The organism is Hymenobacter sp. YC55 (assembly GCF_029433095.1).
Lineage (GTDB): Bacteria > Bacteroidota > Bacteroidia > Cytophagales > Hymenobacteraceae > Hymenobacter.
This window is the reverse complement of sequence record NZ_JARNTX010000001.1, coordinates 15,608-41,937: the sequence shown is the minus strand read 5'-3', so window position 1 is coordinate 41,937 and position 26,330 is coordinate 15,608. Positions and strand designations below refer to the sequence as shown.

The window sequence follows — 26,330 nt, the reverse complement described above, 5'->3', positions numbered from 1 at the left end:
CTACTCGATTTCTGTTAGATACACAGGTCCGAAAGACGTAGCGAAAGAATCGATGCGGGCGAGGCGGTAGCCCGTTAGTAACTGTCGTTGGACTTCGTCGCCACCTTGGGTGAGGCGGGCGCGGTCGAGGAGATTGGGGCCGCCGAGGGCATCGGTGTAAACGTGTTGCCCAGCTGCCCGGCGCGCTGCCAGCCATGCCCGGAAGCGCGCTGGCGACTGGCCCGGCCGCTGCACTAAGAGCGCGGGCGCGGGTAGCACATTGGCAGGGCCGGTAGCCTGCCCAGTATGATAATGAAGCTGATTCAGAATAAGGTTGGGATCGGCTAGCAGCCACCAAGCCCCTGGCTCCTGCTGGATGCGGGCTAGCAACGGAGCTGTATTGGTGAGGCGCAGCGCATAAGCGGGCAACAACCCAAACGTGAGGTTCCAGAGCAGCAAGGAAGTGCCAGCCCAGGGCAAAGCGGCGTCTATATCTGGCATGTTCACCAGCAAAAGCGCCAGCAACGCCGGTAACATTACCATAAATTCGGCGTTGCCTTCTGCCCAGACTGCACACCCCACTTGTAGAGCCAAGGCCAGCAAATGTGTACGCCAAAACAGTCGCTGGGGCACTACAGCCGAAGCAGGAAAAACCTGCGGGAAACTTCCTAAAAACCCAGAGGCACCTGCGCGTCGAGTTTTCCATAGTCTCCGAAAGGCCAGCAGCATCAGCACCGCACTCAGTAGCGCCAAACCTCCTGGAGCGGGCCAGCGCTTCAGCAAGGCCAGCGTGGAACCGTGCACCTGCCCAAACGTGCGAATCAGATTGATAGTCGTCAGTAGCAACGTACGGCCCGAAGGCCGGGCACCCGCGTGGCCAGTGTACAAGTCGTGGAATACAAAGTGCCAGAAAGCAAGCGGGGTAAATGGCAGCTTCCAGCTCGGCATTGCCGCCATGTAAGCCAACGGTACTACCAGTGCCGGCAACACATACAGTACCACTTTGCGCCAACGACCAACAGGCCCTGCGGTTAGCGTACCGAGCAGCAAAGCCAGCCACCAAAATGCATGAATCTGGTGAAGCAACGCAGCAGCGGCGGCCCACCCGCCAGCCGTAATCCACTGCCGACTTTTATTTTCCAGCGCAGCTCGCCACCAACTCCGGCTAGCCAACAAAGAAAGCAGCAGGGGCAGAATGTAGGTCTCGTTTTCAGTGGCGAAACGCAGCATGCCGAAGCTGCTGCCTACCACCAGTAGCCAACCCGCAACGGGAGCAGTAGCGCCGCCTACCCGGCGCAGTAAGTCGCGCAGCACCAGCAGGCAACCGCCAAACGCCAAAGCGTTGAGAACCTTGAGGGCCGCCAACACATCTACCTGCGCTGGCAGCATACGCAGCCACAGCCAACCCACCGCGTTGTAGAGCAAGTGGTGCGGCTGAAACAACTCGTGCCCGTGCCGGACGCAAGCAGCATAGTACCAGGCGTCGAGCGTGGAGTTGTGGGTTGGCAACAGCAAACACAGGCCCGTCAACAACCCGATAACCAACCATTCTGCCCGCTTAGAACCTACAAAGCCTAGCGGCGTGGCAACAACAGAAGAAGCAAGTGGCAAGGGCAGCAGCGCAAAGTAGAGAAAAACGCAGCTCGCGGGCTACGGGCATCTACCGCTCTAAATCCTGCTTACGGTAGGCATCGATGCCCAGCAAAATAAACAGAAGCGTGGTGAAAGACCACAACGACGAGCCCCCGTAGCTAAAGAAAGGCAGCGGAATACCAACTACCGGCGCCAGCCCAATGGTCATACCAACGTTTATGGCAAAGTGAAAAAAGAAGATACTGGCCACACAATACCCATAGGTGCGGCCAAACACCGATTTCTGCCGCTCCGCCACGTACAGAATGCGCCACAGCAGAACCATAAACAGGATGATGACGGCAGTAGAACCCAACCAGCCCCACTCCTCCCCTACGGTACAGAAAATAAAGTCGGTGCTCTGTTCGGGCACAAAGTCGAATTTGGTTTGCGTGCCTTGCAAGAAGCCTTTGCCTAGTAAGCCACCGGAGCCAATGGCAATCTTGGACTGAGTGACGTTCCAGCCTACGCCCAACGGGTCGGCGGAGGGGTTGATAAGCACCTCGATGCGCTTGCGCTGGTGCGCCTGAAGCACATTATTGAAAAAGAAGTCAACCCCAAACACCATCCCGATAACCACCGCCCACACGCTCAAGGAAAGCGGCAAATGGTGGCGCAGTGCTTTGCGGTTGAGCCCTAGTACCAACCCCAATATTAGGGTAAACACGCCCACCAGCCACAGCTTAGGCACCAGCAACGCTAGTATCAGAATTATGCCTGCCGCGGCCAGAATCAGCAGAATCAGCGGCGACATACCTTCCCGGAAATAGGCCAGCAGAAAAGCCCCAAACACCAGTGCCTGCCCAGTTTCATTGGAAGCCAGAATCAGCAGCGGGGGCAATAGCGTAAGTCCGGCCAGCACGAGCTGGTCGCGGAAGTTTTGCTGGCGCAGATTGATGCTGGCCATAAACCTCGACACCACCAAGGCCGTCGTGAACTTAGCAAATTCGGCGGGCTGCAGGCGCACGGGCCCCAGCTCCAGCCAGGAGCGCGACCCCGCAATGGGTCGGGCCACCACCATCGTGACCAGCAGCAGCACAATCATGCCCCCATACAGCACGAAAGCAAACGTATCGTAGGCCTTATAGTCGATAACCACCAGCACGACAATAAGCGCCAGCGCGGTACCAATCCACAGGATTTGCTTGAACCAGTTGAAAGCCATCAGCTCCGAGAAGCTGAGGTTGCGCAGGGGGTCGGCGGGCGCATCGGGCGAGTAGCTGGCCGCGTACACGCTGAGCCAGCCCAGGCCAACCATCAGCAGGTAGATGAGCACAGTCACCCAATCGAGGCTGCGCGAGTATCTAGCTGGAGAGGTGGGCATTTTGGATAGGTATTGAGGATGACCGGGCAGCAGACGCTGCAGTGAAGTTCATCTGTTAAATTATTTAGAGGTACTGACTAGCCAGCCGGATAAGCTGCTAGCGGTGACGCCTGATAAACCGGCTGGCGGGGCTTTGCAGCCAAACTTCCCAGCGGTGCCGCCACGGCGCTACTTTCCCGCGCAGATATTTCTCCATCATCAAAGATGCCATAGGAGCAGCGGAAGAACCCCCGAAACCAGCATTTTCAATGAAAACGGCAATGGCAATTTTGGGGTCTTCGGCCGGCGCGAAAGCTGCGAAGGTGGCGTGGTCTTCGCCGTGGTAGTTCTGTACGGTACCCGTTTTGCCAGCCACTGAAATACCTACATCCAGCAAGGAAGCATTTTCGCCAGTACCACCACGGCCATCCACTACGGCCTGCATACCCGGAATTATGGCTTCAAAATGCTGCGCATCAACTCCCACCGTGTGGCGCACAGTGTACTGCGGCAACGGACCACCAGTACCAACACCCCGCACGAAATGCGGCGTGTAGTACCATCCCCGATTGGCGACAATGGCCATAATATTGGCCATTTGCAAACCCGTAACGCTCAACTCGCCCTGCCCAATGCTGAGCGAATACACTGTTTTGTAGTTCCAGCGGCGGGTCTTAAGGCGTTTGTCATAGTACTCCGGAGAGGGCACCAGCCCCCCAATCTCGCTCCGGATATCAACGCCTAGCTTATCACCCAGCCCAAAGGCCATTACTTTGTTTCGCCAATCGGCTAGCCCCAAGCGGGAATCTTCGAAGCGGTTGGCAGAGCGGCCACGCAGTACGGCAGCCCGCATCACCTGGTAGAAATACGGGTTGCAGCTCTGCTTGATGGCAATGCCTACGTTGCTTGGGTACTCGTGGCGGTGAGTGCACCGCACCAGCTTCCAGTTGCAGTCGAAAGCCGTTTGCGGCGTTACTACACCCATTTGCAACGCTACCAGCTCGTTTACCACTTTGAATACCGAGCCAGGCGAGTACTTCGCCATCAAAGGGCGGTTGAAGAGAGGCTTGGTGGTATCGTTCTGCAATTCCATGTAGCGGTTGCCCATGCCCTTGCCCGTCAGAATAGAGGGTTCGTAGGCGGGCGCCGATACCATGGCCAGGATTTCACCGGTCTTCGGTTCGATGGCCACGATGTAGCCGCGTTTGTTTTTCATCAGCATCTCGCCGTATTTCTGCAGCTCGATGTCAATGCTGGTATGCAAGTCCTGCCCGGCCACCGACAGGGTGTCGAACTCACCGTTTCGAAAAGCGCCCTTCTCGATGCCGCGTACGTTCACCATTTTGTACTGCACCCCGCGGCGGCCCATCAACTGCTGCTCGTAAAACGATTCCAGGCCGTTAACACCCACAAAATCGCCGGGCAGGTATTTTGCAAACCGCTCACTTTGCAGCAGCCCAGGCGTGATAGAGCCTACGTAGCCTAGCGCGTGGGCCATGTTCTCGGTGCGGTATGAGCGCGCCATGCGGGCCTTTATGCTGAAGCCAGGAAAATCGATTAGGTTGTCTTGGATGGTTGCCAGTTCGCGCGTGCTCAGGTTCTGAACCAGTGGCGACGCTTTCACGCGGCTGTAGCTACGCGCCGCTTTCAACCCTTCGCGCACTTCCTCGAGCGGCAGTTGCAATAGCTCACAAAAGCGCAACGTGTCTAGCTGTTTCACCTCACGCGGCACCACCATCAGGTCGTAGACCGGGGTGTTCTGCACCAGCAACTGGTTGTTGCGGTCGTAGATCAGGCCACGGTACGGCACCTGCACGATGCGCTGAAGCGTGTTGCGGTCGGCGGCCAGCTTGTAGCTACCGTCGAGCACTTGAATGTAAAATAGACGGGCGCCAAAGGTGATAGCCACCACCAGGAAAATAGCCATCACCACATACCGCCGTCCTTCTAGGTATTGCAAAGCCGTATATTCTGATTAGAAAGCATTTGCGGCCACCCGGCCGGATTCACAAAGATACACCAGAGAGTGACTGCCTCCGTGAGTGAGGCAGAAAAGAACTCTTATGTCATGCGCAACGGAATCGAAGTATTTCGCGTGCTGACGTTGTGATACTACTGTCATGCTGAGCGCAGTGTAACGAAGCCGAAGCATCTCGCTCGAATCGTTGAACTGCTAAGAGGAGTTTACCACACTAGCGAGATGCTTCGGCTTCGTTACACTGCGCTCAGCATGACCGTTCCTTTGGCAACAGCCGCACACAGGAGGCGTTGGGGCCGTTCCGCATTGCGTACTTTTCCTTCCTTTGCTCTTCTACGCTGTTCGAAACTTGGTGCTATCGGCCGCGACGACGCGTGGGAAAGAAAATTAGCTGCACGATGAGCAGCGTGAGTCCCGTAAAAAGGGTGCTTACCACCACTTTCACGAGCGTAAGGCCAAAGGCCCGGAAACTACCGAGTTCTAGCAGGAAAAAGGCTAAGTGATGCAACCCCACTAGCAGCACCATATACACCACAAACCACTGCCCGCCCATCTGGTGCACATTCACTGAGTCGGAGGCCTCGTAGCCGTCGCGGGGCGTGAGCAGGCGCAATACCCAGGGGCGGAGGTAACACAGGAGCACGGCCGCAGCCGCGTGCACGCCGCCTGTGTCGTAGAAGATGTCCATCAGCAAACCCATGCCAAAGCCGAGCACCAGTTGCAAGACGATGGAAGTGCCGATGGGCAGAAACAGCAGAAACCCCAAATAGAAAAAGCACCAGCCCAGCTCGAAAAGCGTCGGTAGCCGACTCACTAGTAGCATGTGTACGCCCGCGAAGAAGACGAAGCGCAGCAGTTGCAACACGATGGATCCTACTCCCTTCATGGCCGCTCCTCCCCTACCTCTGGCTTGATGCCTGCGCGTGCTTCCAACGTATCCCGCTCGGCTTTCAGCCGGGGATTGACCACGTACACGTACTCCAGATTCGAAAAATTCACGGCCAGCCGTACCCGCACGGTCCAGAAATTTTTGTCGGGCTCTTTCAAAAACGAATCAACGACCCCAATCAGGACACCTTCAGGAAACACCGCGTTGTAGCCGGACGTCACGATGGTGTCGCCGCGAACCAGCTTATTTTGGCGCGGAATGTTGTCGAGCAAAGCGTGCGTAGGATCGTCGCCGAGCCACTTGATGCTGCCGAAGGTGTTGTCGCGCTTGATCTTGGCGGAGATAAACGTTTTGGAGTGCAGCAACGAGGTGACGGTGGCAAACTGTTCGCTCACCACCTTCACCCGGCCTACTACTCCAGCCGCCGACAGCACGCCCATGCCGCTGCGCACTCCGTCGCGGTTGCCCACATTCAAAGTCAGGTAGTTATCCACACGGCGCATGGTGTTATTCACAACCCGGGCCGGAATAAGTGGATAATCCGGGTCGCGGGTGGGCAGTGTGCGCAAACCAAGCAACAAGGAATCGGGGTGACTTAGGCGGGCCAACCGTACCCGCGAAACGCTGTCTTGGGGCACGGGCAAACTATCGGACTGGCGGTGGCTAAGGTCGCTGCTGTAGAGTTGCTGCCGTAGGGCCGCGTTTTCCTGTACCAGTCGTTGGTTGATGCTTTCTAGCTGAAAGTAGTCGTAGATGCGGTTGCGGGTTGCCAGGATTTGCCCCACGTAGGTGTTGGCCGAGTTGAAGAACGCCGCCCGCTGGTAGGTGCTGTTGCGAATCAACAAGTATAAGCTCGCAATTTCCAGCAGCGCAAACACGAGCAAGCCTCGGTAGCGAAACAGGAAAGCGAACAAATTCCTCATGTCAATGAAAAATGAAGAGCAAAAAGTGAGGAATGAAGAATTGGCAAACGTCCAACCTCTTCACCCCTCACTCTTCACTCTTCATCGGATTAGGTAAGCAGTACGCCTCTGAAGGCCTGAATGTCTTTGATGGCTTTGCCGGTGCCACGCACCACGGCCCGCAGTGGATCTTCGGCAATGTGGATGGGCAACTTGGTTTTAACGGCCAAGCGCTTGTCTAAGCCGCGCAGCAGCGCCCCGCCACCGGTCAGATGAATGCCGTTTTCGTAGATGTCGGCCGACAATTCGGGCGGGCTGATTTCCAGCGCCTTCAGTACAGCCTCTTCGATTTTGGCCACCGACTTGTCGAGAGCAATGGCAATTTCCGACGAGGTTACTTTGATAACCTTCGGGATGCCGGTCATCAGGTCACGGCCGCGCACTTCGAAGTCGGGCGGCGTGATTTCCAGCTCGGTGAGGGCCGCGCCAACTTCTATCTTAATGCGCTCGGCACTGCGCTCACCAATCAGCAGGTTGTGCTGGCGGCGCATGTAGTCGAGGATGTCTTGGTTGAAAACGTCGCCGGCCGTTTTGATGGATTGGTCGCAGACGATACCCGACAGCGCGATAACAGCAATTTCGGTGGTACCACCCCCGATGTCGATAATCATCGAGCCGATGGGCTGCTCTACATCGATGCCAATACCAATGGCAGCGGCCATCGGCTCCTGAATCATCCAAACCTCTTTGGCGCCAGCGTGCTCGGCGGAGTCCCGCACGGCGCGTTTCTCTACTTCCGTAATACCCGACGGAATGCAGATAACCATGCGGTGCGAAGGCTGAAACAACCGGTTCCGCGTGTCAATCATTTTGATCATCCCCTTGATCATTTCCTCGGCAGCGTGGAAATCGGCAATTACACCGTCTTTAAGAGGACGAATAGTTCTGATATTATCGTGGGTCTTTTCGTGCATTTGCTGCGCCTGACGACCTACGGCGATTACTTTATTGGTGGTACGGTCTTTCGCGATAATGCTCGGCTCATCCACTACAATTTTGTCGTTGTGGATGATGAGCGTATTGGCCGTACCCAGGTCGATGGCGATGTCGCTGGTTAGGAAGTTGAAGAAACCCATTAGTTGACGGCGAGAAAATGGGCACAAGCAAAGATTCACTTGTGCAAAAAGTGGGGCAAAAGTACGGAAGTTTCAGGGAAGCACGACCTACCCTGGCACCAGTACGACGAAGCAAGTTATCTTCTCGTTGATGCAAGCTCCTTAAACGACAAACCTTTAACACTCGTGCTTGCAAAAGCCACACAGAAAGTCTGGCTGGCTACGCAAGTAGCGGCACCGTAGTGCTACGTACCTGCTGAGCGCGACACTAAACGTCGTAACGGCGCAGCTAATTGTTCGACTATCTCAGACAGCAAAACTTTATACAATACGCCTGCAGGCCTACACAGCTGCCGAGCGGTAGAAACACGCGTAAGCGCATCTCTACTGCTGAGGACAGCGAAAGCCGCTAACGGCTTAGTGCTTGAAGTGCCGCACACCGGTCAGCACCATGGCCATGCCGAGGCGGTTGCAGGCATCAATCGAGTCTTGGTCTTTGATGGAACCACCAGGCTGCACCACGGCGCGGATACCTGCTTCACCGGCAATTTCCACGCAGTCGGGGAAGGGGAAGAAGGCGTCGGAAGCCATAACGGAGCCCTGCAAATCGAACCCGAACGACTTGGCTTTCTCGATGGCTTGGCGCAGCGCATCCACCCGTGAGGTTTGCCCCACGCCCGAAGCCAGCAACTGCCCGGCCCGTGCCAACACAATCGTGTTGCTCTTGGTGTGCTTGCAAACTTTGAGCGCAAACTCCAGCGCCGCTACCTCTTCAGCAGTAGGCTCGGATTCGGTAACCGTCCGGAAATCGGCGGCACCTTCCGTGGCGCGGTCGAAATCCTGCTCGATTACGCCGTTTAGTAGGGTCTTGATTTGCTTGGCGGGAAGCTCTACTGGTTTTTGACGCAGCAGGATGCGGTTTTTCTTGCTTTGCAGCACTGGCAAAGCGTCGGCCTCAAACTCGGGAGCAATAAGCACCTCGAAGAAAAGCTTGTTCAACTCTTCCGCAGTGGCTGCATCCACGGGCTTGTTCACGATGATAACGCCACCGAAAGCTGAAACCGGGTCGCAGGCCAGGGCGTTGAGGTAGGCTTCCTTGAGGGTATCGGCCTGAGCCACGCCGCAGGCATTGGTGTGCTTGAGAATGGCGCAGGCGGCGGGGCCGTCGGCTTGAAACTCCTGCATCAGCAACACGGCCGCATCAACATCCACCAAGTTGTTGTAGCTAAGCTGCTTGCCGTGCAATTGATCGAAGAGGGCGGCAAGGTCGCCGTGGAAAGTGCCCGACTGGTGCGGATTCTCGCCGTAGCGCAGCGGCGTAGCGGGCTGCTCGTTGGCTGTTGGAGCCGCAGAAGTAGCAGCGCCCGCCATGTACTGATGAATAGCGGTGTCGTAGTGCGAGGTAGCGGCAAAGGCGGCGGCAGCGTACTGCCGACGATCTTCGAGGTCGGTGGCGCAGTTCTTCTGGCCCAGCAGCTCCGTTACGGCTTGGTATTGGTCGCGGCTGCTGACAACGAGTACGTCGCGAAAGTTTTTGGCCGCGGCGCGCAATAGTGAGATGCCACCAATGTCGATTTTCTCGATGATGTCGGCTTCGGGGGCGCCGGAAGCCACCGTTTCTTCGAACGGATAGAGGTCAACAATTACCAGGTCGATGGGCGGAATCTGGTGCCGCTCGGCTTCGGCCAAGTCGGCGGGCTCGTGGCGGCGGTGCAGAATACCACCGAACACTTTTGGGTGCAGCGTTTTGACGCGGCCACCAAACACGGCCGGGAAGCCCGTCAGGCTTTCGACGGCCGTTACTTGGGCGCCCTGCTCTTCCAGGAACTGCTGCGTGCCCCCCGTGGAGTACAGCGTTACGCCATGCTCCTTGAGCAGTGCCACCAACGGCTCTAAACGGTCTTTGTAGTAGACGGAAACAAGAGCGGAGCGAATGGGCTGCAACATAGCGGAAGCTTTAGATGAAAACGAACGACGCCACGAAGGTACTTCCATCAGGTCGGCCGTGCCAAGTACCCGTCTGTAATTGTTGAAGACAAGCAGCAAATAGCTCCAAAGCTGAACAAGCGCCAACCTCGACTGTTGCAACTCAGTACCTCAACATAAGGCACTGGTGGCACCACCAGTTGGTGCTATCTATTGTTCTGCTTATGGTTTCTGTATCTACTTCGTCTAGCCAAGCTACTGACAGGGCTAGCAACCTGCTCGTATCTCCGCCCCTTCTGGCTCCCGAAGTGGCGGCGGCAGCATTAGCGCCGCGCCTGCTAGCCCAAGCTATCCACTCTGATTTTGAAGGCGGGTTTCCAGAAAAGGAATTTAACTGGCTGCACGAAGTTGGGCTGCTTACGGCGGCGCTGCCAGTTGCTTTGGGCGGCGCTGATTTGGCCGAACCCGAACAGACATTGCCGCTACTCAACACCCTCAAGCATATTGGGCGGGGCAATCTGGTGATGGGAAGGCTGTATGAGGGCCACATAAACGCGCTGCAACTCCTGCAACGCCTCGGCACCACGGCGCAGGTGGCGCGTTGGGCCGCCGATGCACAAGCCGGTTGTTGGTTTGGCGTTTGGAACACGGAAGCCGCGGACGGCGTGAAGCTGGAGCCGTTGGCTAACGGGCAGTACCGCTTGCACGGCAGCAAAACCTTTGCCTCCGGGGCGGGCTATGTGAGCCGCCCGCTACTGACAGCGGCCTTGCCCGACGGTGGTTGGCAACTGTTGGTGTTGCCGGCTACCGAGAAAGAGCCGAAATATGACGCCAGTTTCTGGCGGCCCCTTGGCATGCGCGGCACTGCCAGCAGCCGCGCTGACTTCACGGGCCTCGAAATCAGTGCCGACGACCTGCTCGGCAAGCCCGGCGACTATTACCAGCAACCGTGGTTCAGTGGCGGCGCCATCCGGTTTGCGGCGGTGCAGCTCGGTGGCGCCGAAGCCGTTTTCGATGAAACGCGCCGCTTCCTGCAAGCCCTCGGCCGCACCGACGACCCCTACCAACGCCAGCGCCTCGGCGAAATGGCCTTGCTGATTGAGAGCGGCAACCTCTGGCTGCGCGGCGCCGCCGACCATGCCAGCCGCCCCACCGCCGAAACCGATGCCGAAGCCACCGTGGCCTATGCCAACATGATGCGCACAGCCCTAGAAGACATTTGCCTGCGCGTGCTGCAACTTGCCGAGCGTTGCGTAGGTGCCCGCGGCCTACTCAAACCCGAGCCGTTCGAGCGCCTGCACCGCGACCTGACGCACTACTTGCGCCAACCTGCCCCCGATGCTGCTCAGGCTGATGCCGGACGCTTCGCCCTCGACCGCAACGCCCCTGCTTTCCAGCTTTGGCATGCGTAAGGCTCTGGTTTTCGATTTTCACTCGCTCCCGCTACGCCCATCAAGCTATGCGGCTACGCTTGGATCAACAGTGGTTATAGCGCCCCACCCCGACGATGAATCGTTGGGCTGTGGGGGCCTTATTGCTTTACTGCGGCAGGCGGCTGTGCCGGTGCAAGTGGTATTGATCAGCGACGGCACCATGTCGCACCCAAACTCGCGGAAGTTTCCGCCTGCTGCCCGGCAGGCGCTGCGCGAAGCCGAACTAAGGCAGGCCTTGCTTGAATTGGGTGTCGAGACAAGTCCTGTTTGCTTAGGGCTACCCGACAGCAAGGTGCCGCGCGAAGGACAGGCACGCTTTACAGAAGCCGCAACACAACTACAGGAACTGTTTGCAACAGTTAAACCAGCCACCATACTCTGCCCCTGGCGCCGCGACCCACATCCCGACCATCGAGCCACCAGTGAGCTGGTGCGAGCAGCCCTAACGGGTTTGCCGGTGCCGCCGCGCCTCCTCGAATACGTGGTGTGGGCTTGGGAGCGGGCGGCCCCCACCGACTTGCCCCAGCCGGGCGAGGTTAGCGGATGGCGGTTGGATGTGGGGTCGGTGCTGGAGCAGAAGCAACGCGCTATTGCCGCGCACCGTTCACAGCTAGCTCCCGGCGTCATCGACGATGATCCTACGGGCTTTCTGTTGTCCCCGGAAATGCTGGCGCATTTTGCGCGGCCATTCGAGGCTTATTTGGAGGTGATGTAGGAAAGCCTTGCTATGTTGCCGGCCGTTGTTTAACCCCAGCCCTTATGCATTACCTACCAAATCCTGCTCGTTACCAAGAAATACCGTACCGGCGCAGTGGCCGCAGTGGCCTCAAGCTACCAGCCGTTTCGCTAGGACTCTGGCACAACTTCGGCGACGTGGACCTGCTAGCCAACCAGCGCGCCATTCTGCGGCGGGCTTTTGACAGCGGCGTCACGCACTTCGACTTGGCCAACAACTACGGGCCGCCTCCTGGCTCTGCCGAAATCAACTTCGGGCGCATTTTGCGCGAAGACTTCAGCAACTACCGCGACGAGCTAATTATTTCCAGTAAAGCCGGTTACCACATGTGGGAGGGCCCCTACGGCGAATGGGGCTCGAAGAAGTATTTAGTATCCAGCCTCGACCAGAGCTTGAAGCGCATGGGCCTGGAGTACGTAGACATCTTCTACCACCACCGCCCCGACCCCGACACACCCTTAGAGGAAACGATGGGCGCCCTGGACCTGATAGTGCGCCAAGGCAAAGCTTTGTACGTGGGTCTTTCCAATTACCAGCCCGCCGAAGCAGCTCAGGCTATCGAGATACTGCGGCAACTCGGCACGCCCTGTCTGATTCACCAGCCCAAGTATTCGATGTTTGAGCGATGGGTGGAAGGCGGACTGCTTGACTTGCTAGAGAAGGAAGGCGTCGGCTGCATTCCGTTTTCGCCGCTGGCGCAGGGTCTGCTTACCAATAAATACCTAGGCGGCATACCGGCCGATTCGCGGGTGGCCAAGGGTGTGGGCTTCCTAACAGAAAATCAACTGACGCCCGAACGCCTCAATCAAATCAAGCAACTCAACGAGCTAGCTCAAGCACGCCAGCAAAGCTTGGCCCAAATGGCGCTGGCCTGGATTCTGAAAGATGAGCGGGTAACATCGGTGCTTATCGGCGCCAGCAAGCCCGAACAACTCACCGACTCGCTGCACTGCCTGAACAACCTGCAATTCAGCGCCGAGGAGCTTGCTTCCATAGAAAAAATACTGGCCGCCTAGCACGCAAAGAGTTGGTGAGGCGCAAGCCAGTAGAAGCAGATCTACTTATCACTCAGGGTCTAATATCTAGACGGCTGTCATTCCGACGCAGGAGGAATCTGGGTTAGCTAATTGAACAGCTTAATCCAGATTCCTCCTGCGTCGGAATGACAACCGTCTGAGGAAAAGGCACTTCCAACGCATTTCATGAACCCCAATCAGCCGCATACCCTGCCTCCCGAGTATTTCGACGAGGTGTACCGCGCCAACACCGATCCGTGGGGCTTTGAAACCAGCCCCTACGAGCAGGCCAAGTACGCCGATACTGTGGCAGCGCTGCCCAAGGCCTCCTATGAAAGTGCGTTTGAAGTAGGCTGTTCACTTGGCGTTTTAACTCAGCTACTGGCAACACGCTGCCAGCACCTGTTAGCAGTTGATGTAGCCGAAGCTCCTCTCATACGCGCCCGAAATCGATGCGCGGACTTGCCTCAAGTAGAGTTTCAACAGATGACACTGCCTGCTGAATTTCCAACGGGCCTCACCTTCGACCTGGTTGTATTGTCGGAGGTGGGCTACTATTGGGATGCGCCGGATCTGGAGCAAGTGGCCAACCAGTTGCTAGCGGCCCTGCGGCCTGGTGCTCATCTGCTACTGGTTCACTGGACACCTCCCGTGCACGACTATCCCCTCACCGGCGACGAAGTACACCAGTATTTTCTAGACAAAACAACTGCGGATGGGCCCTTAGCGCATCTGCATGGCCACCGAGCCGCGCAATACCGGCTGGATCTGCTGGCTCGGCGCTAGCGGCCAACGAGTTAGGGGTGAGGTGGGCAGAACTTCTGCGTGCAAGCTAGCTTCTTTCTCTTGCGCTATAAGGCATCGTAGCTCTGCTAGCGCCAAGGGCAACGTGGTCAGGTGGCCGCGGCGCCAAACGGCCCGGTGAGTTTGCACCCATTCCCAGAGCATACCAAAGGTTGACGAACAAGCTAGTTGCTTGGTTAGCGGACCGGCAGGTACACTTAGCAAGGCCGCCAACCGGATGCAGGAAGGCACTGCTTGCTGGCGAGGCTGCTGCCGAATTTGCTTCCAAAGCTGGCGCAGCTTGCGGCGCACCGTCCATTCGGCAACTAGGGCGGCACCACTTTCCACAAGCGGCTCCCGCTGCTGACGTGTCATGCGGGCCCATTCGCGCAGCTGCCACGACAACCCTACTGCTACCCGCCCCTGGTAGCGGGCCGACGTGATGACCCGCACAGCCGGACTGTGGCGCAGGCGCAGGTCGTAGCGGCGCAATGCTTGGCACAGCGCCTCATCCTCTAGAAAAGGCACTACAGGCAGCCCACCTACTTGGCGGTACGCAGCCACCGTGATGGCCAAGCTAGCCCCATAGTGCTGGTGATGCCGGGGCCACAGGTCGGCGGGGTCAGGATCAACGAGGGCTTCGAGTTGGGCACGGAGCAGCCGATAGGTGGCATCGCGCAAATGAGTACGCCGTACCACACAGCTTTTGCGAATGGAGCGCTCAGGAAAAATCCGGCCGCCTACTGCATCAGCACCGGTTCTTACTTCCATTTCAGTGGCAGCCAGCCAAGTGGGGGCTACTCGGGTATCAGCGTCGGTGCTGGCAATGATGCCCGTAATGCCAACGGTACTTTCCAAACGGCGGCAGGCTTCGTCCATGAGGAGACGGCGCGCATAGCCAACGTGGGCTTCAGCGGGCAGCAACTGAACTTCAGCTACGTGTACTGCTAGCGCCGGATGCTGCTTAGCAAATGCCCTAATGACGTTGGCAGTTTGGTCGCGGCAGTTATTAGCTAGCACTAGTATCTCGTAGCTAGCAAAGTCCAGCGGGTGCCCCTGCAAGTCGGTTTGTGCTGCTAAAGCCGCCAGGGTGGCGGGCAAGTTATCCGCTTCATCTTTGGCCGGGATAATAACACTAACGCGTAAGCGGGGATTAGGTGGGGTTGTGGGCCAAAGCACTTTTTGCTGGTCAACTGAGGAGCGTTGGCCAGAAGTAGCACGAGGCTGTACAAGGAAAGCCATTAAGCGTATTCTACTCGAATTGTGAAGCGGAGACAGAGAAAAGCTCGACTACAAGTAGTGTCGAGCTTTCTGTATACAAGCATCTCATCCACAATTTGTTTGCAGTTGCTACTGTTTAGGTACAAAAACCACAACGGCTCAGCTTCATTGCTGCACTGGTTGCAGTGCTAGCAGAACACTAGCGTTCCGGCCGTCCATGCAGCTATAGGCTTTCAACTACCCGGTGAAGTTTGGCTGTGGCACCTCTTAGACTAGAGGCTCCCTATCTAAATTGAGAAGATTCATCTGCTCACATTGAGTTGTTCGTCACCTTGTTCGAAAGCAAAACAGCCCTCCCGCTTCGAGCGGGAGGGCTGTTTTACACTTTGGTTTTGTTTGCTGTTCTCCGCCTAAAAGGCTTCGCCAACAGCGAAGTAGATGCTAGGTGGTGTATCGGTGCCGCCGGCATAGTCAAGACGGATGTTGAGCCGGTCGCGGCGGTTGAAACGGAAGCGGAAGCCACCGCCGCCTGCTAGTCGGGTTTGGTCGAAGGTGTAGTCATTCACTTTGTAGCCTACCTGGCCCACTGCACCGAACACAACTCCATCAATTCGCCAGAAGAGTTTCTGCCGGATTTCGGCTTGGAAAGTCATCATCTGCCGGTCGCGGAAACGAGTTTCGTAGAGGCCCCGCATCAGGCCGGCGTTATTGTAGAGTGCGCCACCCAAGTTGGCACCCAGGCCGCCTAACTCCCGGAACGGCACATTACCGGTGTGCAGCTGCGTCAGATATTGCAACGCCAGAATGGTGTTGTTGGAGGAGGAAAGAGGCTGAAAATACCGGGCATCCAACTGATAGCGCGTAAACTTATAGTCAGACCCAAGGCCGCCCCCATTGAACAAGACGTGCGCATCAACGAAGGCACCGCGGTAAGTAGCTAGCACGTTGTCGCGGCCATCGTAGAGCAGCGCCGGCCCTAAACCCGATACCCGTGTGTCGTTTCGTTCGCGCGCATCAAGGCGCGGGTCAATCAAAAACGAATTGACACCGCCGTTATCGGCATTGCCTTCAGGCTCTATGTCGGTGGTGTTGGTGAAGCGGTAGCGTAAGCCCGCAAACAGGTTGGGCGCTACTCGCTTTAACACTCTTTCGTCGAAAATGAAAAGCTTGTACTTCAATTCAGATTCTGCATTCCGAGAGTTATCGTTGCCGATGCCGTAGTAAAACAGCTTCTGGTCGTAGCGGCTCAACTCGCCGGATATGAAGAACCCTTCTCCAGGTGTGAAAATGGTGTGCGTCAGTTGGATGGTGCTCTGCTTTTCCTGCGAAAACCAAGCAATAAGCCGCGCGTTGGATTTGCGCACCGTAGTATCGGTACCAAACCGCCACACAGGCAAGATGGCCGCTCCTGCTGCGAAACCGGTTTCCTGCTGATAGAAGGCTATCGGCACAGGAATAAAGCTAGGCTTATCGCTGGGCGCGAAGATGGATTTCTTTTTAGGACCGTCGTTGGTGAGGCCGGGGGCTGGTGGGGCTACTGCCGAAGCTGGCGCAGAACCATCGGTAGTAGTGGGAGCTACTTGAGCAGCACCAAGCCGAGCCAGGGTACACAGCGCCACGGCCAGCGGCAGGTAGAGAAAGCGCATAGAGGCTTTAGGAAGAAAGAATGGAGATTGAGCTTCGCCATCTAGTTGGCTACTACAGAAGGTTTTCTGTGAGTAGCCCAACATCTAGTAAGCTCGTTCTTTGTTCTAACGCAACAGTACCTGCTACGGTTTTACCCAACTACGGCCACCAACAGCATAGACAGGACGCCAGCCAGCATAATACCCTTGCACCAGGTGCTGAGTTTGGCGAAATGACGCCGCCGGTCGGCTCGCCACAGCAAGCGTGCCAGCGCCAGCAACGGCCCTAGCACCAAGAATGTCAGCCATAGCCCTAGCAAGAGTGGTCCGTTGTGCAACGCCTCAAACCCGGCTCCGGACACCAACAGCATCAGGCAACCTAGAAAGAAGCCTGCCACCCATTTGGTACGGGCCACTCCCCATACAATGGGCAGCGTGCGGCAATCGTGCTGCGCGTCGCCGCGCATGTCTTCTACGTCTTTCACTATCTCGCGCACTACCGTGAGCAGGAAGGCTGCCAGCGCGTACACCCACACCTTGCTGTTGTCGGTACGCAGTTGCAATTCGGGCAGCAAAACCAGTGCGGCCGTCAGCATGGCAATACTGAGGTTGCCGACCAGCGCCACCCGCTTGAACCGAACCGAATAGCCCCATAGTAGCGCCGCCGACCCCAGCGTCACTAATCCAAGCAACGGCGAAAGCAAGCCCGCAATACCCACACCCAGCCCCGACAACAGCAAATGAGCCAGCATAGCGCGGCGCCGGTTTACCACGCGCCCCACCACCAGGCGCCCCGGCCGGTTGATGGCATCTATCTTGACGTCGTAATAGTCATTGATGATGTAGCCGGCCGCTCCTACGCAGAGCGTGGAGAGCACCAAGAGGCCGAAATGCCAATCGAGCAGGGTAGCCAGCGGCGTGGCAGGGTGCAGAAGTCCTGAGCGCACTAGCACCAAGCACAACAGCATAATAAGCAGGTTGGGAAGCCGAATCAGCCGGGCAATGGGCCGCAACGACGAACTAGGCTTACCCGTGTCGCCGTCTGCCTTGGTTGGCTTAGCCTCTGCCGCAGCGAAAAAGGAGAAAACAGACGGCATAGCCATAACGCAATAAGCGAGGATAGGGGCTTGGAGAAACCGGAGGTAATAAGAAGATAACGACTAACTAGCTTACAATGTGCCCGTGCGGCCCCACAAATAGCAAATAGTAGAAAGAAAGCCTCCCCAGTGTTGGAGAGGCTTTCCAGAATGCAAAATAAGTAAAGAGCCGAAGCTTATACGCGCTTCACATTGACGGCATTTACGCCCTTGCGACCTTCCTGCGTATCAAATTCCACTCGGTCGTTTTGTTGGATCTGGCCCCCGTTAAGGCCCGTCACGTGAACGAAGAAGTCTTCCTTCGTCTCGTCATCTGTAATGAAGCCGTAGCCCTTCGACTCATTATAGAATTTTACGGTTCCTGTTTTCATGTAATAAAAGAAAATGGTGAATAAGATGATTGGGTAAAGATAGAGGTAATTAGGAAAAGCGCAACCCGGCTCGAAATAGGCCTATCAGCCGCAAGGAGCACGCTGTACCGCAGCTGCCTACCAGGTTTTCTGGGCCTTCATCACGGCCTCCAGCAGCTCGCGCACGGCGCCGTAGCCGCCGGGCTTTTCGGCTACATAGTTGCTGATGGCTACTACGTCGGTGGCGGCATCGGCGGGGCAGGCTGCCAGCGCACACCGGCGCATCACTTCCACATCAGGCATATCGTCGCCCATGTAAGCAATACAGCTCGGGTCGAGGCGGTAGGTGTTGATATAGGTGTTGAAGATCTTCATCTTGTCGTCCACCCCCAGGAAGATGTCGCGCACATCCAGCGACTCCAGCCGTTTGCGCACGCCCTCTTCTTCGCGGCCCGAGATAATAGCAATACGGTAGCCTTGCTTTAGCGCGTGCCGAATGGCGTAGCCGTCGCGGATGTGGAAGGTGCGCGCTTGCTCGCCCGAGTTGAGTGCCAGCAGTCTACCATCGGTTAGCACGCCGTCTACATCGAAAATAAAAGCCTTTATAACAGATAAATCGGGCGCCATAAGCGGAAGTAGAGAGGAAAGTAAGGCGGTAGTAGGTAAGCAAGAAGGACCTTTCAGCCGAGGAAAGCCCTACAATCTCGAATCGAAATTAGGAGGCTATCGGCTGGAAGGTCCTTTATAGCTGCTCAAATGGCAGTCTAGTTGATTTCAAGAGGAGCGGTTATTTCTGGTTGTCGCGCCACTCATACACCCACTTGGCCTGGATTTGCTCTAAGTGGCCTTCGTTGGCTTCCTCTTTGGTACCAGCAAAGTTAGGCAAGCTCAGTACCCAGTCCAGCAGTTCGGTGAAGCGAATGCGGTAGATTTTCGCCTCCGTAAAATCGTCACCGAATTTTTCGTAGAGAGCGATGGCCACATCTTCGTGGTCACTCCAATGAATGGGGGGCTCAAAATGGGCCATTTCTTGAATTGTTGAATGGTTAAACAGCTGAATCGGTGCTTGAGCTGGCTGCTCACTGAACGAGCAACCATTCCGCAATCAGCCATTGAATTTTGTAATTAATGCCCTAGGAACTCCTGCGGGGGAATGAGAATGACCAAATCCTGGGTGCTAGCCTGCACGACGCACTGGCAGCCCAACCGCGAATTGATACGCGGGTTCACGGCACGGTCGATAAAGTCTTCTTCTTTGTCGCTGATTTCGGGGAGCTCATCTTCTCCCTGCAGTACATACACATGGCAGGTGCTGCAGCCGCATACGCCACCGCAGTTGTGCTGAAGTTGAATGCCGTTGTTGAGGGCGACGTCGAGAACCGATTCGCCTTCGGCAGCAACGTGGGTTTGGGCTGGCTGGCCGTCTTGAAATTGGAAGGTAATGTTGACAGCTTTCACGAAGGGATCTTCAAACGAGGCAAAAATGAGGGGACGAAGGTACGCACGCCTGCCCCCGATTCAAAGCTCTTCCCCCCCTTGGTTGTTTAGCGAACCTTCCACCTGCTGCTTTTTTATGCTGTCACTCAGCATATTATACAGTGTCAGCCAGTCGGGATATGCTGTTAGTGCCTCCCGGTGACGGGCCAGCGTAGGCTCGTCCTGGCGGGCAGCGGGGCCCGTTTGCACCGTGAACGGCGGGTTTGCAAGCGCCTTCTCCACCGTTTCATGAATGAGCGGCCCTAGCAAGGCCAGCGGCAGTTGTTGCTGCTGCAACAGCGCGTGACTGATGCCCAAAAGGTGGTTGGGAAAGTTGCAGGCAAAAACGGCCGCTAAATGCATCACTTGGCGTTGTGCGGTATCAATGCGTTGCACGCTGGTGCTTAGGGTGTGCGCTAGCGCCAGCAGCACAGCTTCGGCGGTAGGCGTAGCCGCCTCAATACATAAGGGCAGTAGTTGCCAATCCAAGGCGCGGCCCACACTGAAGGTCTGGAGCGGATAAAACACGCCGCCCTGCACGTTCGGGTAAGTATCGAAGACGGTAAGCGGCACGGCCCCCGACGTGTGCGCTACAATAGCGCCCTTTGGAAACTGGGCCTGTGCTAACACAGCCGGCACGGCCGCATCGGATACAGCTAGTAAGTAAACATCAGCGCGGGGCACAGCCGTCAGATTCAGGTCGGGCAGCACCTGGGTACCAGGCAACGTAGCCGCCAGTGCTGCCGCTGAAGTGCTGGTACGGCTCCAAACATACGGCACTTGGTGGCCCGCCTGGTGCAAAGCCGGCCCAAGCTGGCTAGCTACGCGGCCGGCCCCAAGCAGAACAATGCGCAAAGAGGAAGCCGAAGTTGAGGTCATTCTTTGAGAAACAGCGAAAGCAGAGGAAAATGGGAAAACAAAGAACGCCCGTAGAAAAGTAGATTGTTGCCACAGACTAGCAAATTCTGAAGATAAAACAGCAACTTGAGGAGCTAACAATGCTACGCTACATTGCTTTGTTCGTATAGCCTTTGTCTAACTAAAAACTCATTTTCAATTCCAAATCTCTACCTAATGGCAAATTTGCACACCGGGCTTTGGCGCAAGCTCGCCCTGACGGCGCTGTTGGCAGCCAGCGCTGCAGTAGGCCAAGCGCAGACCCGCTTGTCACGAGCACATAATCGCTTAATACTAGCGCAGGATCACTCCCCAATCAACCGCAAACAGGTAGTAAATTCTCGGCCGAACACTGCTGCTCGGGTGGCTTCCAATCCTTATCTATCTAGCCAAGGACAGAATGTAGCGGGCACCTATACCGATCTGGGTACCACTGGCACGGCTATCAGCACGGCCAATACGGATGATGCTAACTCGGCCGCTCAGAATATTGGTTTCTCCTTCTCTTACAATGGTACTTCTTTTACGCAGTTCGTTCTTAACACAAATGGTTTTATTAAGCTAGGCGCGGTGGCTCCTACCGCTGCCAATGACACAGAAGTACTGCTAAACTCTACGGACGCTAACATCATTGCGCCAGCCTCGGGAGTTGACTTGCAAGGTGCAGCCGATCAGATAGCGAATCCTACCGAGTTCCGAGTGACAACGACCGGAGCACCCGGCAACCAGGTGTGTACCATTCAGTTTAAGAATCTGCGCGACAAGGCTACGCTCAACCCCGACGGCACAGTGGCCATAAATCCTCAGTTTGCTACTATGCAGTTTCAAATCAAACTGTATGAAGGAACCAACACTATTGAGTTTGTATATGGTACATGGACTGCCACAGCTAGCACAGCGCTTGGTCAGCCATTTCTTGTTGGCTTGAAAGGTAATCAACTCAGCAGCGGCACTATGATTACAGAAGCTGATCTAAGAGAACTTAGCTTGCTTTATAAAGCTAGCGCACAGGCTTGGAGCACTACTATTTTCACTAATGTAATAGTACAAGGCACACAAGCCGGCTTAGCTGGTCATTTCATCCGCAACACCTTCTTGCCAGACGCCGGCAGAACCTACCGGTTCCGGGTAGCACCTGCTGATGATGCAGCTGTAGAGCTTATTTATTCACTAAGCAAAACTCCCACCAATAATTCGCAAGTAATACAAGCGGTTATCAGTAATACTGGTACAGCAGCTATATCTAACCGCGTCGTTACACTCAACGTAACAGGTGCCAATACCTTCACTAACGCCACAATTATACCCAATCTAGCACCGGGAGATTTTACTACAGTTTCTTTTGGCGCTTTCACGCCTATGGTGGTTGGCAATAACACGATTACTGTTGCAGTGCCAGCAGATGGTTTGGCTTCGAACAACACGCAAACATTTACGCAAGCTGTAACAACTAATACGTATTCAGCAGCTTACCCAGGTGCACCCGCAATTGATGGCCTTGGATTTAGAGATAATGGCAATGCTAGCACTGGTATTCTAGCCACAAAATATACTGCTAGCATAGCTCGCACAGTTACGGCAGTGAATATAGATCTCGAAGGTGCTAATGCTACTGCCAATACATCGGTTGGTCGAACCGTCTATGCTGTAGTTCTTAGCAGTACCGGCGCAATTTTGGGTCGCACACCTGATTATGTGATTCAAGCTGGTGATATAGGAACTTACAAAACATTTACGCTCCCTGCGCCCGTTGCTGTTCCTGTTGGCGACTTTTATGTTGGCCTTGCACAACCTTCTAGCAGCAATACGGCCCCTTTTTATCCATTAGGCTTCCAGTTAGAAGAGCCTACTCGCACCGGCAGCTTCTATGTTGTAGATATTAATGGTGGTACTCCAGAAGACGTGACAGAAGATGGGGATCTAGGCCGCTTTATGATCGAGGCTGTTGTCACTGGCAGCCCACAGGGCACATCGGCAGCGCTCAACCGCGCTGTGGAAATGTATCCGAACCCCGCGACTGGCCTTGTGAGGCTGGCCGTACAGGGTGCCAACGCCAAAGGGCAGCTCAACGCAACGGTAATCAACCAGCTTGGCCAGGTGGTGCATACCGCCCGCCTCAAAGACAACTTTACCAACGAGCTCGACCTTTCCAGTCTCTCTAACGGCCTGTACCTGTTGAAGGTGCAGACTGGCAACGACTTCACTACGCGTCAGCTTGTGCTTACTAAATAGCATACACTGCAAAGCAGACAACAAAAAAGGGCAGCCAATTGGCTGCCCTTTTTCATGTATGTACTGTCAGCTATGCCACTCGCTGTGCGGGACGTGGCTTTTTAGCTGAACGAGTTGCAGGCTGGGGTGCTGGTACGGCGGCAGGCTCGCGCTTGGTTTTCTTTTTGCGCAGCGACAACCCGAAGCCAACTGCCATCAGCAGTGTACCACTCCATAAGAGGTTAATGAATGGCTTCTCTATAGCCTTCAGGATAATATAGTCTTTCTGGGTAGTGCTCACGCCAAGAGTGAATTTGCCAGCCGTCGGGTCTACCTCGTTCAAGCTCAAGCGCAAGCCTAAGTCCTCGATTTCATCGGGCACACGGCCGATAAGACGGTTACGCACGATAAAGATGGGGTGAGCATGGTATTGCCGCTGCTTCTCGCCATACACAACCATGTCGGCCTGAATAGCCAAGTCATCTTTGCTGAGGCCAAGGCCAGCAGTTTGCTGAGCGGGCTCAATGGCACGGAACACGGCAAAGTAGTCGTTGAGGAAAATGGTGTCGCCAACGGACAGTTTGTACTCCTTTAATTCGCTCCACTCCTTTTCCTTCATGGGCGCCACTGCACTTACGTGCGAGTAGATGTCATGGGAGGCGAAGCGCTTGATGTCAGGAGAAGCAAGCAGACCGCCCATTTCCTCGTTGTCCTGAGCACGGGGATAGAGCGTGAATACTTCACCACTCTTCCGGTTCTTATATTCAACGCGGTAGTAGGTGTTTTCCGGCAGAATATCCACCGTGTCACCGGTCTTGTAATATTGCTTGCCGCCGAATTTGATGTCGCCGCGGGCTAGGGCTTTGTACTCGTCTTCGAGACGGAAGAGCAGATCTTTGTTCACGTACTCGGGCACGCCGGGCACATCGAAATATTGGCCGGTATAGCTTACGTCGTACTCACCCATGGGGGTGGTATCGTTGCGCCACAGCAACACGTTGTCGCGGTTCATTTCCTCGCCAAACTCCTTGGAGTACACCATGCCCGACATGTTCTGGGAAATGATGTTGGAGTAACCAGCCGAACCGAGGATGCCCAATAGCATAAGGGCAATGCCCAAGTGCGCCACGCCACCGCCCGAAAGCTGTACACCACGCAACAGCATTTTCAGCACCACGCCTAGGTTAGCCAGCACGCCAAACAGCGCCGCCGTCAAGAGCACGATGTAAGTAGGCGAAATGCTCATCTTGTTGTAGCGCAGCAGCAGGATAACCAGCGCCGAACCCAGGAGCGCCAGCGCGCCAGGGTTGGTGAGCGAGTTGACAATAGTGGTCTTGTCGTTGCGCTGCCACCACATCACCTGCGCCAAGCCCGAAAGCAGTGCTACCCCTACGCCCATCCAGAGCTGGATTTTGGTGTAGTGAGCAATCTGATCGGCGGGCAAAGCCAGGTTGGACTTGATACCGATGAAACCTAGGAAGGAATTATAAACTGGAATGCTCGTAGTAACTAATACCTGGAAAGCACCCAAGCAAAGCACGGTGGCGCCTACAAACACCCATAGCTCCGGGTTGTAGGTAGTCAGTTCTTTCTCGGAAACCGGAATCTGCTTCCAGCGCTTAGCCAGCAACGCAATAGCCAACACTACGAAAGCACCCAGGTATATCATGAGCTGACCCGACAAACCCAAGTCGGTGAAGGAGTGCACGGAGGCATTACCTAGCACACCACTACGCGTGAGGAAGGTAGCGTACAGAATCAGTAGGAAAGTGGCCACTACCAGCACGAAGGAAGTGCGTAGCGCCGTGCGCCGCTGATTCCAGAGCACAAGTCCGTGAATAGCCGACACAAGTACCAGCCACGGAATGTACACGGCGTTTTCAACCGGGTCCCAGTTCCAGTAGCCACCGAAGTTCAGCGTTTCATAGGCCCAATAAGCGCCCATCATCACGCCCACGCCCAGCACCAAGCCACCTACCAACGACCAGCGCAGCGCAGGCTTCACCCACTTCGTAAACTCACCTTTCCAGAGAGCCGCTACCGCAAAAGCAAACGGCACCAACGTAAGCGCAAAGCCCAGAAACAGCGTGGGCGGGTGAATTACCATCCAGTAGTTCTGGAGCAGCGCGTTCAGGCCCGTACCATCTTTCGGCACAAAGTCGGGGTTCAATTTGAACACCGGCAGGTCAGTCAGGAAGTCGCGGAGCAGAATGAAAGGCGAAGAACCGATTTTGAGGCTGCCAACCACAACGCCCAGAATCATGGACGTTAGGAACAGCTGCACCCCTGCAAACACGGCCATGACCGGAGCTTCCCACAACTTGTTGAAGCGCATGATGATGACACCCAGCACCACGTGCCAGAATATCCAGAGCAGGAAGCTACCCTCCTGCCCTTCCCAGAAGCAGGATATCATGTAGTACACCGGCAAGTGGTTGCTGGAGTGGCTCCAGGCGTAGTAGTACTCGTAGCGGTGCCCGTGAATGATACCGAACAAGCACGCAATAATGGCAACTACCGCCACACCGTGCACCAAGAAGGCGGCCCGACCAATCCGGAGCCAGCTGGCATCAGACTGCCCAAGCGGCTGGTTGCGCGCCGCCATGTAGTAGGAATACGCTGCCACCGTGGCCGCCACGAAAGCCACGATAACACTTAAGTGTCCGGCGTCGCCAATGAAGGTGTTAAGCATATTGGATGCGTTATAAGAGAGGAAGCTGACCTGCCAGGGTATAACCGGTCAACCAGAACTTGTTTTACGATTTAGGTTGCCGCCGCTTTAACCCGGCTAGCCGTTTCATCCGGGCCCGGTGACTACGTCGCTCCCAGTTTTGTTGAGCCTTGGCAGCACGCTGAGCAGCTTGTGCCGCCGCCCCCGAGAAGTACCCAGGATCTGGCATAAGTTGGCTGAATGCGTACCACTGCTGCTGCACCAGTACTGGCGCTGCATTATCGGAGGTTTCGGCTACTACCTGGTAAAGGTAGCGGCCAGGGGTTGAGAGAGTATCCGTCCAGCTATAATCGGTGCCAGCACCGCCGAGAGTGGTACGACTCACTTCTACTGTGGCCTGTGCGGAAGCCCGGAACGCGCCCGCCTCCCGCCGCAGCACCCGAAACTGTTGAACTGCGCCCAAGCTGTCAGACAGATTCCAGTGTAGAGTAAAGAGCTTGTTGTTGGAAGGTGTCACCGTCGAAAGCAGTGGTGCTGCCACGGCTGGTAACCCCTGCGGCTTGCTACTTACTGCCAAGCTGAACTCGCAGAAGTCCTTGAGGTAGCCATCCACATCAAGCAAGTAAGGTTGTCCGGCACGTAGCCCATCCAAGGTTACAAACACATCATCCTGGCTGCCGAGCGACGTGCAAGAAAGTATGTTATAGGTTTCCGGCTGGCCGGGTGTGCCCGTCAATACCACGAGCTGTACCCCGCGGGTGTCGCGGCACTGCTGCCCCCCAATGTTCACGTAGTATCGGCCCGACACCCGCGGCGTAAACTCAAACCACTGGTCGTTGTGGTACTCGATGCATTTGCCAGTCAGCTTCTCGTCTACGGCACTCCACTGCACAGTGCAGTTGGTGGTGTTGGATTTGATGGACTGATCTAAGCGTACTACCTTCCGGTGCTCGATGTTGTCGTTGGCAACTTGCGCGGTGGCAAGCAGTGAAGTGTGAATTACAAGCAACTGAACAACAAATACGCGCAGCCAAAAACGCAAATGCGCTTCAGCAGGCCCGTATGTCAGTTGCTTGTGCTTCATATCTTC

The 26,330-nt window shown here is 55.9% G+C and carries 22 protein-coding genes; 5 read left to right on the top strand and 17 right to left on the bottom strand.

Going from position 1 to position 26,330, the window contains the following annotated elements; translation table 11 throughout:
* The 7 genes from P1X16_RS00170 to purH form a co-directional block, all read right to left on the bottom strand.
* The gene (locus tag P1X16_RS00170; RefSeq protein WP_277225196.1) at positions 1 to 1,590 is read right to left on the bottom strand and encodes a hypothetical protein; all 1,590 of its coding nucleotides are present in this window, start codon (positions 1,588 to 1,590) and stop codon (positions 1 to 3) included.
* Between the two features lie 49 nt (positions 1,591 to 1,639).
* Entirely contained in the window at positions 1,640 to 2,935 is a 1,296-nt protein-coding gene (gene rodA / locus P1X16_RS00165) for a rod shape-determining protein RodA (RefSeq protein WP_277225194.1), read from the bottom strand.
* A 97-nt stretch (positions 2,936 to 3,032) separates the two neighbouring features.
* Positions 3,033 to 4,874 carry a penicillin-binding protein 2 gene (mrdA, locus tag P1X16_RS00160; protein ID WP_277225192.1) on the bottom strand — a complete coding sequence of 614 codons (1,842 nt, stop codon included), beginning with the start codon at positions 4,872 to 4,874 and terminating at the stop codon, positions 3,033 to 3,035.
* Between the two features lie 373 nt (positions 4,875 to 5,247).
* Positions 5,248 to 5,778 (bottom strand): hypothetical protein, encoded by a 531-nt coding sequence (locus P1X16_RS00155; RefSeq protein WP_277225190.1) that lies wholly within the window; start codon positions 5,776 to 5,778, stop codon positions 5,248 to 5,250.
* Positions 5,775 to 6,704 carry a rod shape-determining protein MreC gene (gene mreC, locus P1X16_RS00150; RefSeq protein ID WP_277225189.1) on the bottom strand — a complete coding sequence of 310 codons (930 nt, stop codon included), beginning with the start codon at positions 6,702 to 6,704 and terminating at the stop codon, positions 5,775 to 5,777. Before mreC ends, P1X16_RS00155 begins: the two co-directional genes overlap by 4 nt.
* 89 nt (positions 6,705 to 6,793) lie before the next feature.
* Positions 6,794 to 7,819, bottom strand: coding sequence for a rod shape-determining protein (locus P1X16_RS00145; RefSeq protein WP_277225187.1), 1,026 nt, complete (start codon positions 7,817 to 7,819; stop codon positions 6,794 to 6,796).
* Between the two features lie 396 nt (positions 7,820 to 8,215).
* Positions 8,216 to 9,745 carry a bifunctional phosphoribosylaminoimidazolecarboxamide formyltransferase/IMP cyclohydrolase gene (purH, locus tag P1X16_RS00140; RefSeq protein WP_277229419.1) on the bottom strand — a complete coding sequence of 510 codons (1,530 nt, stop codon included), beginning with the start codon at positions 9,743 to 9,745 and terminating at the stop codon, positions 8,216 to 8,218.
* A 203-nt stretch (positions 9,746 to 9,948) separates the two neighbouring features.
* Between purH and P1X16_RS00135 the strand changes: the two genes are divergently transcribed.
* The 4 genes from P1X16_RS00135 (at position 9,949) to P1X16_RS00120 (ending at position 13,695) form a co-directional block, all read left to right on the top strand.
* Positions 9,949 to 11,136 carry an acyl-CoA dehydrogenase gene (locus P1X16_RS00135; RefSeq protein WP_277225183.1) on the top strand — a complete coding sequence of 396 codons (1,188 nt, stop codon included), beginning with the start codon at positions 9,949 to 9,951 and terminating at the stop codon, positions 11,134 to 11,136.
* Entirely contained in the window at positions 11,129 to 11,872 is a 744-nt protein-coding gene (locus tag P1X16_RS00130) for a PIG-L deacetylase family protein (RefSeq protein WP_277225181.1), read from the top strand. The genes P1X16_RS00135 and P1X16_RS00130 overlap by 8 nt, the downstream gene beginning before the upstream one ends.
* Before the next feature lie 44 nt (positions 11,873 to 11,916).
* A complete protein-coding gene (gene mgrA / locus P1X16_RS00125) occupies positions 11,917 to 12,909 on the top strand; it encodes an L-glyceraldehyde 3-phosphate reductase (RefSeq protein WP_277225178.1) in 993 nt (330 codons plus the stop codon).
* Positions 12,910 to 13,095: 186 nt separating this feature from the next.
* Positions 13,096 to 13,695 carry a class I SAM-dependent methyltransferase gene (locus P1X16_RS00120; RefSeq protein WP_277225175.1) on the top strand — a complete coding sequence of 200 codons (600 nt, stop codon included), beginning with the start codon at positions 13,096 to 13,098 and terminating at the stop codon, positions 13,693 to 13,695.
* Here P1X16_RS00120 and P1X16_RS00115 read toward each other — a convergent pair.
* The 8 genes from P1X16_RS00115 to P1X16_RS00080 all read right to left on the bottom strand — a co-directional run bounded on the left by P1X16_RS00115 (position 13,633) and on the right by P1X16_RS00080 (position 20,340).
* Positions 13,633 to 14,934 carry a glycosyltransferase family 2 protein gene (locus P1X16_RS00115; protein ID WP_277225172.1) on the bottom strand — a complete coding sequence of 434 codons (1,302 nt, stop codon included), beginning with the start codon at positions 14,932 to 14,934 and terminating at the stop codon, positions 13,633 to 13,635. The two genes, P1X16_RS00120 and P1X16_RS00115, sit on opposite strands and share 63 nt — an antisense overlap.
* 389 nt (positions 14,935 to 15,323) lie before the next feature.
* The gene (locus tag P1X16_RS00110; RefSeq protein ID WP_277225170.1) at positions 15,324 to 16,559 is read right to left on the bottom strand and encodes a BamA/TamA family outer membrane protein; all 1,236 of its coding nucleotides are present in this window, start codon (positions 16,557 to 16,559) and stop codon (positions 15,324 to 15,326) included.
* Positions 16,560 to 16,690: 131 nt separating this feature from the next.
* On the bottom strand, positions 16,691 to 17,635 hold the full coding sequence (locus P1X16_RS00105; protein WP_277225168.1) for a geranylgeranylglycerol-phosphate geranylgeranyltransferase: 945 nt from the start codon (positions 17,633 to 17,635) through the stop codon (positions 16,691 to 16,693).
* 176 nt (positions 17,636 to 17,811) lie between these two features.
* A complete protein-coding gene (locus P1X16_RS00100) occupies positions 17,812 to 18,006 on the bottom strand; it encodes a cold shock domain-containing protein (protein ID WP_022824432.1) in 195 nt (64 codons plus the stop codon).
* 117 nt (positions 18,007 to 18,123) lie between these two features.
* A complete protein-coding gene (locus P1X16_RS00095) occupies positions 18,124 to 18,612 on the bottom strand; it encodes an HAD-IIIA family hydrolase (protein ID WP_277225162.1) in 489 nt (162 codons plus the stop codon).
* Between the two features lie 160 nt (positions 18,613 to 18,772).
* Complete coding sequence (gene iscX / locus P1X16_RS00090; RefSeq protein WP_277225159.1) at positions 18,773 to 19,012, bottom strand: Fe-S cluster assembly protein IscX; 240 nt, start codon at positions 19,010 to 19,012, stop codon at positions 18,773 to 18,775.
* A 98-nt stretch (positions 19,013 to 19,110) separates the two neighbouring features.
* Positions 19,111 to 19,443, bottom strand: a complete 333-nt coding sequence (locus P1X16_RS00085) for a 2Fe-2S iron-sulfur cluster-binding protein (protein ID WP_206983257.1) — start codon at positions 19,441 to 19,443, stop codon at positions 19,111 to 19,113.
* A 60-nt stretch (positions 19,444 to 19,503) separates the two neighbouring features.
* Positions 19,504 to 20,340, bottom strand: coding sequence for a Rossmann-like and DUF2520 domain-containing protein (locus P1X16_RS00080; RefSeq protein WP_277225157.1), 837 nt, complete (start codon positions 20,338 to 20,340; stop codon positions 19,504 to 19,506).
* Between the two features lie 834 nt (positions 20,341 to 21,174).
* Between P1X16_RS00080 and P1X16_RS00075 the strand changes: the two genes are divergently transcribed.
* Positions 21,175 to 22,590, top strand: coding sequence for a T9SS type A sorting domain-containing protein (locus P1X16_RS00075; protein WP_277225154.1), 1,416 nt, complete (start codon positions 21,175 to 21,177; stop codon positions 22,588 to 22,590).
* A gap of 70 nt (positions 22,591 to 22,660) precedes the next feature.
* Here the strand turns inward: P1X16_RS00075 and ccsA are convergent, their stop codons facing one another.
* Both ccsA and P1X16_RS00065 read right to left on the bottom strand, forming a co-directional pair.
* Positions 22,661 to 25,261, bottom strand: coding sequence for a cytochrome c biogenesis protein CcsA (ccsA, locus tag P1X16_RS00070; RefSeq protein ID WP_277225150.1), 2,601 nt, complete (start codon positions 25,259 to 25,261; stop codon positions 22,661 to 22,663).
* A gap of 64 nt (positions 25,262 to 25,325) precedes the next feature.
* Positions 25,326 to 26,324, bottom strand: coding sequence for a hypothetical protein (locus tag P1X16_RS00065; RefSeq protein WP_277225149.1), 999 nt, complete (start codon positions 26,322 to 26,324; stop codon positions 25,326 to 25,328).
* Between the last annotated feature and the right edge of the window lie 6 nt (positions 26,325 to 26,330).